Here is a 15,332-nt window from a genome sequence, read left to right as displayed (position 1 = left end):
GAATAAAAGGCCATCACTGGGCTAAAAAACAGACCAGGCGCCATCTCCCCTTTTTATACAATACAGTGAAGATGCGCGTTATGACTCGCAGGTCACGCTATTTTGCCGAATCAGCCCCACAACAGGTTATTCGACCAGAGACCAGTCCAGCGGCGTTCCGCGCTTGATGGCCTGTCGGGCGCGGCGGCCCAGAAGGGTTTCAGCGTGTTTGGGGGCAAGCCCCAGGCCAGGCCGGATGGCCCGCAGATTGGCAACGGTGAAAGGCTCACCGGCGGCCATGTCCTGAGTGACGTACAGCGAACGGCGGTACACCAGGGACTTGCGCTCGGCCTCGGTTACGCCGTAATGCACCTGGCCCATGGCCTGCCAGGCGCGTTCGGTTTCGATCACCAGGCTGGCGAGTTCAGCAGGTTCCAGGGAAAAGCTGGCGTCCACCCCACCGGCGGCACGGTCGAGGGTGAAATGTTTTTCCACCACCGTTGCCCCCAGCGCTACTGCAGCGACGGACACGCCGACACCCATCGAATGATCGGACAAACCGACTTCACAGCCGAACAACTCGCGCAGATGAGGGATGGTGCGCACGTTGCTGTTCGCCGGTGTCGCCGGGTAGGTGCTGGTGCACTTGAGCAACACCAGGTCCTTGCAACCGGCCTCACGGGCGGCGCGCACGGTTTCATCGAGCTCGGCGATGCTGGCCATGCCGGTGGAGATGATCAGCGGCTTGCCGGTGGCAGCGACCCGCCGGATCAACGGCAGATCGGTGTTCTCAAAACTGGCGATCTTGTAGGCCGGCACGTCGAGGCTTTCGAGGAAGTCCACCGCGGTGTCATCGAACGGCGTGGAGAAAGCCAGCATGCCCAGCTCTTTGGCCCGGGCGAAGATCGGCGCGTGCCATTCCCACGGCGTATGGGCTTTCTCGTACAGCGCGTACAGCGAAGAACCGGCCCACAGGCTGTTGGGGTCCTTGATGAAGAACTCGCCTTCGGACAAGTCCAGGGTCATGGTCTCGGCGGTATAGGTTTGCAGCTTCAAGGCGTGCGCGCCGGCCTTGGCCGCGGCTTCGACGATTTGCAGCGCCACGTCCAGCGACTGATTATGGTTGCCGCTCATCTCGGCAATGATGAACGGCGGCGCATCGGCACCGATCGAGCGGTTGCCGATCTTGAAACTGGTCATTGTTTTGGATCCTTCAATACGCGCGTGAACGCGCAAGCACTCTGAGTGAAACCTGCCTCGCGGAAAACTTTCAGCGACGCTGAATTGGCCGGCAATACCTGAGCAGTGATGACTTCCAGCGCAGGCCAATGAGCGGTGACGAAGGCTTCACCCCGCGCCAGCAACGCCCTGCCCCAACCCAGGCCAAATCGGCCTTCGAACAGATAAATCGAGACTTCGGCACGAGCATCGTCGAGGTCATAACGCAGCACACCGACCGGGCCATCATCCGCCTCGGCGATCAACAGCAGCCGCCGCGGATTGCTCAGGCTCGCGGCCAGCCAGGCCTGATGCCGCTGCCAGTCGATGACGTGCGTGTCCAGAGACCAGCGCCGTACCACCTCGGCATTGCGCCCCTCGAACAATAATTGCGCATCGTCCTGAGTGGCCTGACGAACCTGCAACACCGCCCCCGCCAGCGCTGCCGCCACCCGCTGCGCCCCACGGCCATCGACCAACTGCCGCGAACGTTCGGCCAGACTTTGACGAATCCCCTGATTGCCCACGACAAAACCGATGGTCTGATGCAACTGCTCGACGCTGACCCGCTCGCGGTTGCCCAGGAACACATGAGCACCCGAGGTCGCCATCACCTCACCGTTGGCCTGCTGATTATTCGAAACCGCAATGCAGATCGTCGGCAGTCCCATGGCCGCCCGCTCCCAGCTGGTACCGCCACCGGCACCAATGAACAGGTCGGCCTCGGTCATCAGCTGGTAGAAATCGCTGACAAAACGGTGCAGGCGCCAGTTCGGACGATAGTCCACCAGACTCTGCATCTGCTCCCAGGCCGGGTTGTCGGCACCCGCGACGAAATCGACTTCCAGCTCATGGAGGTCCGCCAGCGCCAACATCGCGTGGTGAGTCTGCATGGCCGCGTCGAAGCCGCCGAAGTTCACCAGCACGCGCCTGGCTCGAGGTTTGATCTCGATCGCCGGGCAATAGAACTCATCGCGCAGCAAGGCAAACCGTGGGCCGAGCAAAGTCTGGCAATCGGGCGTCAGCAGCGAGGCATAAGCCTCTGGCGTGCCTGACAGATTTTGATTGAGCAGCAGATCGACGCTGTATTGCCGAGTGGCCAAATCGTCCACCGCCGCGATTCGCGGAGCCCAACGGCGCGCGGCGGTCTGCCAATGGTGATCAAGACCATAGTGGTCGACGATGATCCAGTCGAAAGCCGGATGACTTTCCAATGCTTGCCCCAGCGCAGCGATGTCCGCCTGCCACGGCAGCATCGACTCGATGGCCTGCTGTGGGTCTTCATCGGGATAGCGCTCCGGCAGCGCGAAAATCTCGAAATCCTCAGCCTGCAGACTGTCCAGCCGATGCCCCGGCAACTGACGACACGCGAAGGCAACATGCGTGCCCTGCTTGCGTAACACCCTGGCCAGGGTCAGGCAACGGGCGATATGGCCGCTGCCAATAGTCGGCGACGCATCAGCGCGGATTAGCACCCTCATTGCAGCTCACCCCCAGCCTTCAAGGCGCAATAGAGATATTCGGCACGCGTCCAGTCTTCAAGCGTGTCGATATCCTGCACCAGATGACGCGGCAGAATCACCGGCAGGCTTGCCGGCGAGAACAGCACATCGCCACGCAACCAGGCCTCGCTGCGTCCCCAGTAGAACTGGCCGGCATCTTGAAAAGCTTCGGGCAAGTCCTGGGAACGGGTCTCGCGAAATTCCGGGTAGAGCGAGGTCAAGGCGCCCTGCTCGTCGAGGGTCAAGGCCCGTTGCACCGGGAAACCAAAACCGGCGACTGAAAACGCGAAAGACTTGTCCGGATGCTGCACCAGCAACTCATGCCCCTGACGCAGATAACGCGCCTGCAACAACGGCGCCGTCGCATAGACGCAGCACGCATAGTCGAACGGCGGCAATTGCTTCAAGGCATGTACGATCACTGCTGCGGTCCCGGTGAAATCGTCGGCAAGCGCCGCGGGCCGCATGAATGGCACTTGAGCCCCATTGGCCCGTGCGACCTCGGCGATCTCTTCATCGTCAGTACTGACGATCACCTGGTCGAACAGGTTCGACGCCAGCGCCGTGCGAATCGAACGGACGATCATCGGCACGCCGTCGAACGGCTTGAGGTTCTTGCGCGGGATTCGCTTGCTGCCACCGCGGGCCGGAATGATCGCAACACTGCTCAAGAGTCACTACTCCTCAAGTCACTGCTCATCAAGGATCAGTCGTCGCAATTGCTCGACCACATAATCCTGTTGTTCATCGCTCAGCAGAGGAAACAGCGGCAGGCTGATGGCCTCGGCGTAATAACGTTCGGCCTGGGGGAAATCCCCCTCGGCAAAACCCAGGTCGCGATAGTACGGCTGCAAGTGCAGCGGAATATAGTGCAGGTTCACACCCACCCCGGCCGCTCGCAAGCCTTCGAACACCTGTCGATGGCTGAGGTTGATTCGGTCAGTCTGCAAGCGCACCACGTACAGATGCCAAGCCGATTCGGCCTCGGGCTGCGCACTGGGCAAGGTCAGCGGCAAGTACGCCAGCAACCGCTCATAACGCGCCGCCAGTTCGCGACGACGCTCGATGAAGCCATCGAGCTTGTTCAGCTGCGACAGACCGAGGGCCGCTTGCAGGTCGGTGATCCGGTAATTGAAGCCTAGCTCCACTTGCTGGTAGTACCAGGGACCGTGGCTGGGTTCGGTCATCTGCGCAGGGTCACGGGTCATGCCGTGGCTGCGCAGGCGCTGCAAGCGCTCGGCCAGTTCCGGGCGGTTGGTCAGGACCATGCCGCCTTCGGCGCTGGTGATGATCTTCACCGGGTGGAAACTGAACACCGTCATCGCCGCAAAATCGCCGCACCCTACCGGACGTCCGGCATAAGATGCGCCGACCGCGTGGGAAGCGTCCTCGATCACCGTAAAACCATAGCGCTCGGCCAATTCGGCGATCACGCGCATATTGCAGCTTTGCCCGGAGAACGCCACCGCCACCAGCACTTTCGGCAGAGTGCCGTCGCGCTCGGCGATCTCAAGCTTCGATGCCAAGGTGCAGGCGTCGAGGTTCCAGGTCAGCGGGTCGATGTCGACAAAATCGACCTCGGCGCCGCAGTAGCGACCGCAGTTGGCCGAGGCCAGAAAGGTGTTCGGGGTGGTCCACAAGCGATCGCCTGGCCCGAGTCCTGTCGCCAGACACGCTATGTGCAGCGCCGCCGTGGCATTGCATACCGCCACCGCGAAATCGGCTTGGCAACGCTCGGCCATGGCCTGTTCGAAACGCTCGATGGTCGGCCCTTGCGTCAGCCAGTCGGACTGCAACACGGCAACCACCGCGTCAATATCTTCCTGATCGAGGCTTTGCCGACCGTAGGGAATCATGCCGACAGCTCCGCGTGCAGATCAGCGATCTGGCCGACCGACAGGAAGTGCGGGTTGGTGTCGGAGCGGTACTCGAAATCTTCGCTCACCGGCCGGCCCTGCTCGCCCAGTTTGTCGACGGCAAAATCCACGTCGACGCTGGTGAAGCGAATCGACGGCTGAATGGTGTAGTGATCATCGAACTCCAGGGTCATGCGCGCGTCGTCCAGCGGCACCATCAGTTCATGGAGTTTTTCACCCGGACGAATGCCGACGTTTTTGTGCGGCAAATGTCCAGCCATGCCCTGCGCCAGATCGACGATGCGAATCGACGGGATCTTCGGCACAAACACTTCACCGCCGTGCATGCGGGCGAAGCTGTCGAGCACAAACTTCACACCGTGATCGAGGGTGATCCAGAAACGCGTCATGCGCTCGTCGGTGATCGGCAGCTCTTTGGCGCCCTCGGCAATCAGTTTGCTGAAGAACGGCACTACCGAACCCCGCGAGCCAGCGACGTTGCCGTAGCGCACCACGGCAAAACGAGTCTGCTGTTCGCCAGCAATATTGTTGGCGGCCACGAACAACTTGTCCGACAGCAGCTTGGTCGCGCCGTACAGGTTGATCGGGCTGGCGGCCTTGTCGGTGGACAGCGCGACGACTTTTTTCACGCCGTTATCGATGGCCGCGGCAATGATGTTTTCCGCGCCGTTGACGTTGGTACGAATGCATTCAGTAGGGTTGTATTCCGCCGCCGGCACTTGTTTCAGGGCCGCGGCATGCACCACGTAATCGATACCGCGCATGGCCTGACGCAATCGGTCGGCATCGCGCACATCACCGATGAAGTAACGCATGCACGGCGCGTTGAACGTCTGCTGCATCTCGTACTGCTTGAGCTCATCGCGGGAAAACACCACCACGCGCTTGGGCTGGTATTGCTCCAGCAGCCGGCGGATGAAGTTGCGCCCGAACGAACCGGTGCCGCCAGAGATGAAAATCGATTTACCGTTGAACATGCCTTGAGTCCTTTTACCTGTCAGCCAGGCTTATGCGAGCAACTGCGCCCAGTTCACGCTGGTCGGTTCGCTGAGAGTAAAGCCCTTGCCGGTCAAGGCCAGGTTCTGGTTGTAGGCCGAATCGTGTGCGAAGCGCACTTGCCACTTGTCTTGCAGGGCCGCGGCCGTCTGCGGCGCGTCAGGCAACAGGCCCGGGTGCAGCAGCTGCGCCTGAGGGCACCAGACAATCAGGTAGCCGGCATCGGCGGTTTTCAGGCACAGATCGATATCGCCGAAAGCTTCGTCGAAGTGCTCTTCGTCCAGACCACCGACCGCTTCATAAATGTCCTTGCGAACCATCATGCAAGCCCCGGACACCGCCGAGTAGTTCTGCTCGACCTGGTGACCGTGCATGTAGCCTTTGGCATCTTTGCGCTCATCGATAAACACCGAGCCCATCACGCCGTTCAAGCCCAGCACCAGGCCGGCCTGCGTGGTGACGCCACGAATGTCCATCAGCTTGGCGCCAACAATCCCGACTTCTGGACGCTGGGCCTGATTGAGCAAACTATCGAGCCAGTTGGAGTTGACCACCACGGCGTCGGCCGACATCAGCACCACATAGGCACCCTTGGCTTCGCGCACGGCAAAGTTATGCAGCGCCGAGGTGCTCAGGCGCTTGCCGGAGCGCAAGACGCGCAGGCGATCGCCCTTGCCTTCCAGGCTGGCCAACCAGGTCGCCAGTTCTTCGGATTGGCTGTGGTTATCGGCAATCAGAATTTCGTGCTGCTGATAACGGGTGCGTTGCAACACGCTGACCAAGGCACTTTGCAGCGACTCTAAATTGTCCTGGCTGTGCAGGATGATCGACACCTTCGGCCGCTCGGCGTGCTGGTAGTCGATCTGCCAGGTTTGCGGCAGTTCGGAGCTGACCTGACCGCGATAACCGCGCGCCCTGAGGTGACGGGTCAAGGTCTGGCGTTCGTGAGGGTTTTCCTCGGCGGATGGAGCGTTGCAGATCAGCAGCGGCTCGGCCAGATGCGCCAGGCCACCCAGCCCGCCGTTTTCGATCAGGCGCAGCAGCAAGTCGAATTCCAGTGCAGATGCATATTCAGTCGAGTAGCCACCGGCGTCAGCCAGAACGTCACGCTGAATCAACCAATGCCGGGCCATCAGCGACGGTACGGTTTGCAGCAGATCAAGGTTGACGCCCGGACGGAACACATCGCTCAGGGAACCGTTTTCCTGACGCTGGATTTCGTCCATGGCCACGGCGCGCACGCCTTCAGCGCCCATCAACTCGAGGCTGGCGCGCAGCAGGCCGCTGGCGGTGAACTGATCACCGGCTTCGGCCAGCACCAGCCAGTCGGCGGTAGACTGGGCAACACTCTGGTTGATGCGTTCGACGTAATTGGTCGCGGTCACTTTGACAAAATGCACGGTGTCACGCGGCGAAGTGGTTGCCGGCAAATCACCAGTGGTGAACACCACCAGTTTGAACGCCTTGTAATGGCCACTGACCAGGCTATCAAAGGTGCTCTGCAACTTGACCATGTCAGCGTCCAGGTCCAGCAACATGATCCCGAATTGCGGACCGCCGTTGTGTTTGGCCAAGTGCGCCGCAATCGAATTGAGTTGTTTCGCATCAGGGCTGCGCGCGTCCAACCAGTTCAGCAGGCGCCCGGACGGCATGTTCTGGAACAGTGACTGTTCGTCCTGTGCCGGCACCGACGCCAGGCGTTCGGCCCAGGCTTGCAGCTTGAGGCCTTCTTCCTCGTCTTCGGTGCCTTTCAACGACGCGGTCAGACGTGCAATGACGGTGCGGTTGAACGCATAGAGGCTAAGGGCTTCCCACAATCGGCTACGCAGGGTGCGCTCGTTGTCGTTGGGATGAACGCGCATCAGTTCATGCTGCTTGAGCAAAATGCCTTCCAGTTCCTGCAACTGCAATTTACCGGCGGGCATGGTGTGCAGAAGGAATTCGAATTCGGTCAGCAGATCGAACACCGGCTGGTTGTAGAACGGCATCTCGACAAACTGCTCGGTATTAAACGTACGCACCGGTTCTTTGCCGGCCTCCAGCCAGGCCGAGGTGAAAATCAGCGTCCCCTTCAGCGAACGCATGTTATTCAGGCAGTCGGCCATGGTGGCGAAACTGTCCAGTGCAACCTGCTTGCCCTCGGCCAGCGTCTTGTGGCTCATACCGGTGGGCAACGAGGCCAGAAACTCGGCAAAGTGCTCGCGGTCGGCAACGGTTTTCGCGTCCTTGAGCGTCAACACCGTCAAGACGTTGGTGTTGTGCTCCGAGGCACCGTAGGGGATTTCCCGCACGGCGAACGGGATCGGCAAAACCCGCGCCTTGGCGCGTGCGAGCATGTAATAGGCATGCCCGATTTCCTGCCACTCAAAGCTGGTGCCCGGCAGCAGCGCGTTGTGCCAGTCTTGCAGCAACGCTGTGCGGCTGACCGCGTAGAACGGCGGCAGGAAGTGCCCCATGAATTGCATCAGGCGCTCCTCGGCCTGATCCGAGCAGTAATCTTCCGGCCCCTTGCGATCGCGACGGAAGTAATTCACTTCCGTGGCGCGGGCCAGGTACATGATTCCGTAGCCGTGGCACATGCCGTAGTCGGCGTTGTCTTCCAGAAACTCCAGCGACTCGGTGACCGCATCGTGCAGCAGGAAATCGTCATCGGCCGCCAGCACCATGTACGGCGTGGTTACCTGATTCACGCCATAGGCGAGTTTTTCCTGCAACCCGGTGTAAGTGAATTGCGGCAGGTGCCGGTAATCGACCATCGGGTAATCACGGGCGATGTTCTCGTCGCTCTTCAGCGAAGAGTCCAGAACCAGAATCGTGCAGGGATAGCTGCTGTAATACTGCAAGGTACGCCGCAGATAGGCATTGCGGTTGTGGGAGATCACCACCACCGTCAACCGTTCATTCAGCGGTGCCACATCGTTTCGAGCAGTGTTTTGAACGCGCATATTTCTATCCCCACAACCGGCCAGACGCCGAGAACCTACATTCAATAATGATTAACGAACGCGACGCAGATAACCGTCCGGCGCCACGGTGATCAGCAGCTTGTTCTGCAACTGACGGTCGATTTCGAAGTCAGCGTTTTCTTCCAGGTATTTCCACACGGCGGTCTTCGGGTTGTCGCCCGGGCCCCATGGACGGTCCGGGAAGAAATCGGCCGGCATGTCTTCGACCACGGTGTCCATGACCACGCAGTAGCTGCCAACCGAAACCAGTGGCGCGTACAGGCGCAGCTCTTCCAGCACGTGGTCGTGGGTATGGTTGGAGTCGAGTACCAGAATGACTTTCTTGCCTTCGGCCGCAGCGCGCACTTGCTCGGCGATGGCCGCGTCGATGCTCGAACCTTCAATCATTTTGATGCGCTTGCTCATCGGGTGGCTTTCGATGGCTTCGCGGTTGTGCGGGCGAATGTCGAGGTCGATGCCCAGCACTTCACCGTGGCCTTGCAGCTCCAGCAATGAGGCGTAGTAAATGATCGAACCGCCGTGGGCGATGCCGCATTCGATCACCAGGTCGGGTTTGACCTGCCAGATGATTTCCTGCATCGCCATCATGTCTTGCGGCAACTGGATGATCGGACGGCCCATCCACGAGAAGTGGTAGCTGTACTTGTGCTTGGCCGACTGGTTGAAGAAATCCTGGGCCAGGCCGGTGAGTTTCTGGTCGTCGCCCTGGGCTGCGATTTCTGCCTGGCATTCGGCTTCGAAGGCTTTATTGATAGTGTTGTCGGTCATTTCTGGAATCTCAATAGTCACTGGAACGAAGCGCTGTCGACGGCGTGGTAGACGTAGCGTCCACCGGTCATCCGCTTGATTTCTTCGAGGTAATTGGAGTTCATCACAAACAGGTTGGCGCCTTCGGGCAGAGCATCCATGGCCTCTTGCGGCGAGGACACCCGCGCGCCGCTCAGGGGTAGATATCGGCCCTGTTTGGCCGGGTTGATATCCACCACGCGATCCACCGCCACGCCCGCTCGTTGCAGGAACAGCGAATAAATCACGCCTTTGGACGACGCGCCCCAGATCGCCGAACCTTGCTCGGGTGCGGCCTGAATAATCTGCACCGCGTGCTCAAGGCTGCTGGTGAAACCTTCAGGCAGCTCGAGGCGCGGCACCGGTTGCTCCGGCGTCAGACGCAATGTCGCAAGGTCGGCGACGATGTACAGGTATTGGCCACCGAACAGGTGACCGGCCTCATGCACCGTGCCGAACATCCGGCACAGGTCATCGAGGCGGAAATAATTGACGTGCTCGTAGAACAGGTCGAACCAGGCACGATGCTCCAGAATCCAGTCGAAGCACGGCACTTCGATGTAGATCTGCCCGCCCTGATTGGCATCGGCCATCTCGGCGAGGAAATTCACCGGGTCCTGGATATGCTCCAGCACGTGACGCAGCACGATAGCGTCTGCCGACAGACCCAGGCCGCGAGTGAACGGCGCCTTGATCACATCGGCGCTGTCGCCTTCGTAGGCCGGGTCGATACCGGTGATGGCGTAGTCCAGGCCTTTCAGGAGTTCAAGAAAGTAGCCTTTGCCGCAGCCGACTTCGATCAGCTCCTGGCCCTTGAAGTGACGGGCAATGATCCCTTCGACATCGCTCAGGTGCTTCTGGAACTGGCCGGAATGCGCCTGCTCGTTCTGATAATCGGCGTCGTAGCTGAGCTTGTTGGCATCGAAGGCCTGGTTGAAGATCAGCCCGCTCTGCTCGTCCTGCACCAGCACCATGTCGGCGCTGGCAGAAGCTTTCGCCGATTGCGCGTCGGCAAAGGTGCGGTTCTGCAACACCGGCAGGTCGGCGACCCGATACAACTCATGCTTCATGCTCTGCTCCCAGTAGCTGTTGCAAGCGGTCCGCCACGCCCCAGAACGCCATCGGCTCATGGGTCGCGTATGGGTAATGACCCAGGTTCAAATCGATCGACGCGCCGCGTTCACGCAGCCGTTGTTCGACCAGCGCTCTGACCGATATCGGCTGGCCGCTGCAGCAATTGATCACACCGTCGAATTCGCGCTGTTGCATGATCGCGGCGAGGTAACCGGCCACCGTTTCAATCGCCAGGTAATCGCGCAGCTGCTCGCCGGCGGACATGTTGAAGCTGTGGTCTCCCGCCTCGATTGCCCGGTCCAGCGCTGCGAGCAGACTGTTCGGGTTCTGCCCTTCCCCGTGCAGGTAAAACAACCGCGCCCATTGCAGGGTGAACGGTTGAACCCTCTGCAGATTTTCGAGGAACAGCCGCAGCGTGTTTTTCGCCAACCCATAAGGGTTACTCGGTTGCGGCGCGGTCTGCTCGCTGAGCGGCCCACTCTGCAGGCCGTATTCGAAACAGGTGCCGGTGACCAACACTTGCGATACACCCGCCTCGACCGCGCCCTTGATGAACCGGTAATCGGCCATCAAGTTATGCTCGAAATGGAACAGCGCCTGATAGTTCGGCAACCCCGGCCACGCCAGATGCGCCAGGGCGTCGATACCATCGGTCAGCGCTGCGATGTTCAGATCGTCGGCGTGAATATCCGCCGCGATGAACTCCACGGCATTGATCCACGGCAAACTCGCAGCGGCTTCGGCGTTACGCGCCACGGCCCGGACTTCACAGCCACGGGCGAGCAAGGCTTCGACCAAGTGTCGGCCGACGAACCCGGTGGCACCGGTCACGAGCACTTTCACAGCACGGTCAACTCAGGCACGGCGATCACGAAACGGCCATCCCACTGCCGTACTTGCGCCAGTTGCTGACTGACTTCGTGCAACAGATTCCATGGCAGAACCAGGATGTAATCGGGTTTCTCCAGATCGATCTGCGCCGGCGAAACAATTGGAATGCGACTGCCTGGCAGGTACTTGCCCTGTTTATGCGGATTGGCATCGGCAACCCAGGCCAGCAAGTCCGGTTTGACCCCGGCGTAGTTGAGCAACGTGTTGCCCTTGGCGGCGGCGCCATAACCGACCACGCGCTTGCCGTCGGCCTTGGCCTGCAACAGAAAGCGCAGCAGTTGGTGCTTGATGCGTTCGGCAGCGGGCGCCAAGGTCGCGTAGTACTCGGGCGCTTTCACCCCCGCTGCAAGTTCGGCCTGCAACTGCTGCTGAACCGCTGGCTGCACTTCGCGTCGTTCGCCATCGATACGCTGGACGAACACCCGCAGCGAACCGCCATGGGTCGACAGCTGACTGACATCGAACACCTCCAGGCCATTGCGTTCGCACAAGGCCTGCACGGCGGTCAGGGACAGGTAGGAATAATGCTCGTGATACAGCGTGTCGAACTGCTGCCCCGCCATCAGCGTCAGCAGTTGCGGAAACTCGAACGTCGCCACGCCGGTCGGCTTGAGCAAGGTGGCGAAACCACCGAGGAAATCATTGATGTCCGGCACGTGGGCCAACACGTTGTTGGCGGCCATCAGGTCGGCGGCCCAGCCTTCGCTGTTCAGCTGCGCGGCGGTCTGACGGCCGAAGAACAGTTCGCGAATTTCCAGGCCTTTTTCCCGCGCCGCTTGCGCGGTGCTGCGGGTCGGTTCGACGCCCAGGCAAGGGATGCCGCGCCCGGCCACGTACTGCAACAGGTAACCGTCGTTGGCGGCGATTTCCACCACTCGGCTGTCGGCGGTCAGGCCGAAGCGCTCGACCATCTCGGCCACATAGCGCTCGGCATGGGCCAGCCAAGTGCTGGAGAACGAACTGAAATACGCGTATTCGGCGTCAAACAGGCTGTCGGCACTGGTGTAATCCTCGGTTTGCACCAGCCAGCATTGCTGACACACCGCAACTTTCAATGGCACCCATTGTTCGGCTTGCTCAAGTTGATCGGCGCGCACGTAAGCGTTGGACGGTGGCGAGGTGCCCAGGTCAATCAGCGGCAAAGCCAGAGGAGTACCGCAACCACGGCAATTCATACACGCACTCCAGCGAAGTGTTCATCGAGCAAGGGATGGCTGGAATCCCGCGCCGACAGATTATTGACAGGCAACGGCCAGGCGATGGCCAACCGTGGATCGTTCACGCTCAAACCGCCCTCATGCGCAGGCGTGTAATCGGCGCTGTGCAGGTAGAGCAATTCGGCGTCATCGGTGAGGGTCTGGAAGCCGTGGGCGAACCCGGCAGGGATCAGCAGGCTGCGACCATCGCCGGCCCGCAGGTGTTCGGCGTGCCAGTGCAGGAATGTCTCGGAGTCGGGCCGCAAGTCCACCGCCACGTCCCAGACCTCACCACGCAGGCAGGTGATCAACTTGGCTTCCGGCGCATTGGCGTTTTGGTAATGCAAACCGCGCACACTGCCGCGTTCGCGGGTGCAGGAATGGTTGATCTGGCGAATATGAAACGGCTGGCCGAAGGCGCTCAGGCTGCCTTCGCAAAACAGCCGCGCGAAGTGCCCGCGATCATCTTCGACGCGTTTGTGCTGCACGCTGAACAGACCGGCCAGCGGCAAGGCTTTCAACAGAAACTCGCTCACAGCGCGCCTCGGTACAGGTTCAACTGGCCCAGGGTGACTTCACGCATGTCATCGCCGTTCTGCCACGCAAGGTGCCAATCGAGGGTCTGGGTCAGGCATTGCTGCAACGACCAGCGCGGTTGCCAGGCCAACCGTTGACGGGCGCGGCTGCTGTCCAGGCGCAGCAGACCGGCCTCATGCAAATCACTCGGTTCGATGCGCAAACCACGCGCTTGCGGCCAGCGGTTGGCGAGCAGCTCGACCACTTCGCCGACGCTGCACATGTCCGCTTCGCTCGGGCCGAAATTCCATGCACCGGCAAACTCCGGGCCTTGCTCGTAAAGGCCGGCGGCCAGTTGCAGATAACCCGCCAAAGGCTCAAGCGCGTGCTGCCACGGGCGCACGGCTTGCGGGTAGCGCAGGGTCACGGGCTCGTCTGCGGACCAGGCCTTGAGCACGTCAGGAATCAAACGTTCCGGGGCAAAATCTCCACCGCCCAACACGTTGCCGGCACGCGCTGTGGCCAGGGCCAGACCATGCTCGGCGTACTTGTCAGCCGGGAAAAACGACGCTGCATAAGATTGCGCCAACAATTCACAGCAAGCCTTGCTGCTGCTGTAAGGATCGTGACCACCCAGGGCTTCGTCTTCGCGGTACGGCCACAGCCATTCTTTGTTGGCGTAAACCTTGTCGGTGGTCACCAGCACGCAGGCGCGCACGCCGCCGACCTGGCGGATCGCTTCGAGCAGATTGAGGGTGCCCATGACGTTGCTGGAGTAAGTCCCCAGCGGGTCGCGATAGCCTTCGCGCACCAGCGGTTGGGCCGCCAGGTGCAGGACGATTTCCGGTTGGGTCTCGGCGATCAACTCTAGCAACGCGCCCAGGTCACGCAGGTCGCCGCGCTGATCGTTGATGCCTTCATGCACACGCGCCAGTTCGAACAGACTCGGCTCAGTCGATGGGTCAAGCGAAAAACCGCTGACCTCGGCACCCAGACTTTGCAGCCACAACGTCAGCCAACTGCCCTTGAAACCGGTGTGGCCGGTCAGCAGAACGCGCTTGCCGCGCCAGAACTCCGGGCTCAATCCCATTGTTTCCATGGGGCCTCCCCGCTCAGCCACAACTGCTCAAGGTGGTTTTTGTCGCGCAGGGTGTCCATCGGATGCCAGAAACCGTCGTGCTGGAAAGCTTGCAACTGCTGTTCGCTGGCCAGCGCGGCCAGCGGCTCGGCTTCCCAGGAAGTTTGATCGTCGCCAATGTACGGCAGCACTTTTGGCGAAAGCACAAAGAAACCGCCATTGATCCAGCCGCCGTCACCGCGTGGCTTCTCAATGAATCCTTTAACGCTGTCACCGTCGCGCTCCAGCGCGCCATAACGGCCTGGCGGCTGTACGGCGGTCACGGTAGCCATCTTGCCGTGGGCCAGGTGGAAGTCCACCAACGCACCAATATTGAGGTCCGAGACGCCGTCGCCGTAGGTAAAGCAGAACGCCTGTTCGCCTTCCAGGTAACGGGCGGCGCGACGCAGGCGGCCACCGGTCATGGTGTCTTCGCCGGTGTCGATCAGGGTCACGCGCCATGGTTCGCTGTAGTTCTGGTGAACGTCCATGCGGTTGTTGCACATGTCGAAGGTGACGTCGGAGGTGTGCAGGAAGTAGTTGGCGAAGAAATCCTTGATTGCGTAGCCCTTGTAGCCAAGGCAGATCACGAAGTCATGAATCCCGTGGGCCGAGTACTGTTTCATGATGTGCCAAAGAATTGGCTTGCCGCCGATCTCGATCATTGGCTTGGGCTTGAGGTGCGACTCTTCGCTGATCCGCGTACCGAGACCACCCGCCAGAATTACTGCCTTCATCGCTGTCCTCTTGCTCTTCACGCGGTTTGGCCACCCCCGCAAGGGTCGGCGAACCGTCAGATGCACATCATTTACCCGCAGCCACTGGGGCCTTCACGCCTTTGGAGTGAAGGTTTTATGGCGATATATGGGGGACTTGCAGGAAGTGAGCCAATTGCTTTGGATGGGCGACTGATGGGGGGTATGGTTTTTAGGGGCGGGAGGTGGACTTTGGATTTATGTACATACCCGTTTTTTGGGTAACGGCGGCTGGCGGTTATCGCCCGTCTTCGTAGGAGCGAGGCTTGCCCGCGAAGGCGGCCTGATAGTCGACCAGGCTCTTGCAGATGTTCATCATCCCTGTGGGAGCTGGCTTGCCTGCGAAGGTGGCCTGATAGCCGACCGGGCTCTTTGATTGTGTACATATCCGTTTCTGCGGTCACGGCCGCTGACGGTTTCTAGATTTATGTACATATCCGTTTTTTGGGTAACGGCGGC

Annotated in this window: 13 protein-coding genes; all 13 read right to left on the bottom strand. The window is 60.6% G+C overall.

From position 1 onward, the window contains the following. Positions 1-126: 126 nt before the first annotated feature. From pseI to rfbF, 13 genes are read right to left on the bottom strand one after another with little or no spacing between them, the layout of a single operon-like run. The gene (gene pseI / locus PMI18_RS29125; RefSeq protein WP_007894180.1) at positions 127-1,179 is read right to left on the bottom strand and encodes a pseudaminic acid synthase; all 1,053 of its coding nucleotides are present in this window, start codon (positions 1,177-1,179) and stop codon (positions 127-129) included. Further along, positions 1,176-2,678 carry a UDP-2,4-diacetamido-2,4,6-trideoxy-beta-L-altropyranose hydrolase gene (gene pseG / locus PMI18_RS29130; RefSeq protein WP_007894179.1) on the bottom strand — a complete coding sequence of 501 codons (1,503 nt, stop codon included), beginning with the start codon at positions 2,676-2,678 and terminating at the stop codon, positions 1,176-1,178. Before pseG ends, pseI begins: the two co-directional genes overlap by 4 nt. Continuing rightward, on the bottom strand, positions 2,675-3,370 hold the full coding sequence (gene pseF, locus PMI18_RS29135; protein WP_007894178.1) for a pseudaminic acid cytidylyltransferase: 696 nt from the start codon (positions 3,368-3,370) through the stop codon (positions 2,675-2,677). Before pseF ends, pseG begins: the two co-directional genes overlap by 4 nt. An 18-nt stretch (positions 3,371-3,388) precedes the next feature. Beyond that, positions 3,389-4,555, bottom strand: a complete 1,167-nt coding sequence (gene pseC / locus PMI18_RS29140; RefSeq protein WP_007894177.1) for a UDP-4-amino-4,6-dideoxy-N-acetyl-beta-L-altrosamine transaminase — start codon at positions 4,553-4,555, stop codon at positions 3,389-3,391. Continuing rightward, on the bottom strand, positions 4,552-5,553 hold the full coding sequence (gene pseB / locus PMI18_RS29145) for a UDP-N-acetylglucosamine 4,6-dehydratase (inverting) (protein ID WP_007894176.1): 1,002 nt from the start codon (positions 5,551-5,553) through the stop codon (positions 4,552-4,554). Before pseB ends, pseC begins: the two co-directional genes overlap by 4 nt. A gap of 30 nt (positions 5,554-5,583) precedes the next feature. Continuing rightward, positions 5,584-8,517: a TIGR00180 family glycosyltransferase gene (locus PMI18_RS29150; RefSeq protein ID WP_007894175.1), complete on the bottom strand. Its 2,934-nt coding sequence runs from the start codon at positions 8,515-8,517 to the stop codon at positions 5,584-5,586. A gap of 51 nt (positions 8,518-8,568) precedes the next feature. Then, positions 8,569-9,306: a cephalosporin hydroxylase family protein gene (locus PMI18_RS29155; protein WP_007894174.1), complete on the bottom strand. Its 738-nt coding sequence runs from the start codon at positions 9,304-9,306 to the stop codon at positions 8,569-8,571. A 17-nt stretch (positions 9,307-9,323) separates the two neighbouring features. Then, positions 9,324-10,394 carry a class I SAM-dependent methyltransferase gene (locus tag PMI18_RS29160; RefSeq protein WP_007894173.1) on the bottom strand — a complete coding sequence of 357 codons (1,071 nt, stop codon included), beginning with the start codon at positions 10,392-10,394 and terminating at the stop codon, positions 9,324-9,326. Then, positions 10,384-11,241, bottom strand: coding sequence for an NAD-dependent epimerase/dehydratase family protein (locus PMI18_RS29165; RefSeq protein WP_007894172.1), 858 nt, complete (start codon positions 11,239-11,241; stop codon positions 10,384-10,386). The genes PMI18_RS29160 and PMI18_RS29165 overlap by 11 nt, the downstream gene beginning before the upstream one ends. After that, positions 11,238-12,464: a class I SAM-dependent methyltransferase gene (locus tag PMI18_RS29170; protein ID WP_007894171.1), complete on the bottom strand. Its 1,227-nt coding sequence runs from the start codon at positions 12,462-12,464 to the stop codon at positions 11,238-11,240. Before PMI18_RS29170 ends, PMI18_RS29165 begins: the two co-directional genes overlap by 4 nt. Next, positions 12,461-13,021 (bottom strand): dTDP-4-dehydrorhamnose 3,5-epimerase family protein, encoded by a 561-nt coding sequence (locus tag PMI18_RS29175; RefSeq protein WP_007894170.1) that lies wholly within the window; start codon positions 13,019-13,021, stop codon positions 12,461-12,463. Before PMI18_RS29175 ends, PMI18_RS29170 begins: the two co-directional genes overlap by 4 nt. Further along, positions 13,018-14,100, bottom strand: a complete 1,083-nt coding sequence (gene rfbG / locus PMI18_RS29180) for a CDP-glucose 4,6-dehydratase (protein WP_007894169.1) — start codon at positions 14,098-14,100, stop codon at positions 13,018-13,020. The genes PMI18_RS29175 and rfbG overlap by 4 nt, the downstream gene beginning before the upstream one ends. Beyond that, positions 14,082-14,855: a glucose-1-phosphate cytidylyltransferase gene (gene rfbF / locus PMI18_RS29185; protein WP_007894168.1), complete on the bottom strand. Its 774-nt coding sequence runs from the start codon at positions 14,853-14,855 to the stop codon at positions 14,082-14,084. The genes rfbG and rfbF overlap by 19 nt, the downstream gene beginning before the upstream one ends. Positions 14,856-15,332: the final 477 nt, after the last annotated feature.

The sequence above is a fragment of the Pseudomonas sp. GM102 genome, assembly GCF_000282555.1.
Lineage (GTDB): Bacteria > Pseudomonadota > Gammaproteobacteria > Pseudomonadales > Pseudomonadaceae > Aquipseudomonas.
Note: the sequence above shows the minus strand (reverse complement) of the source record. Positions and strands in the feature narration are given on the sequence as shown.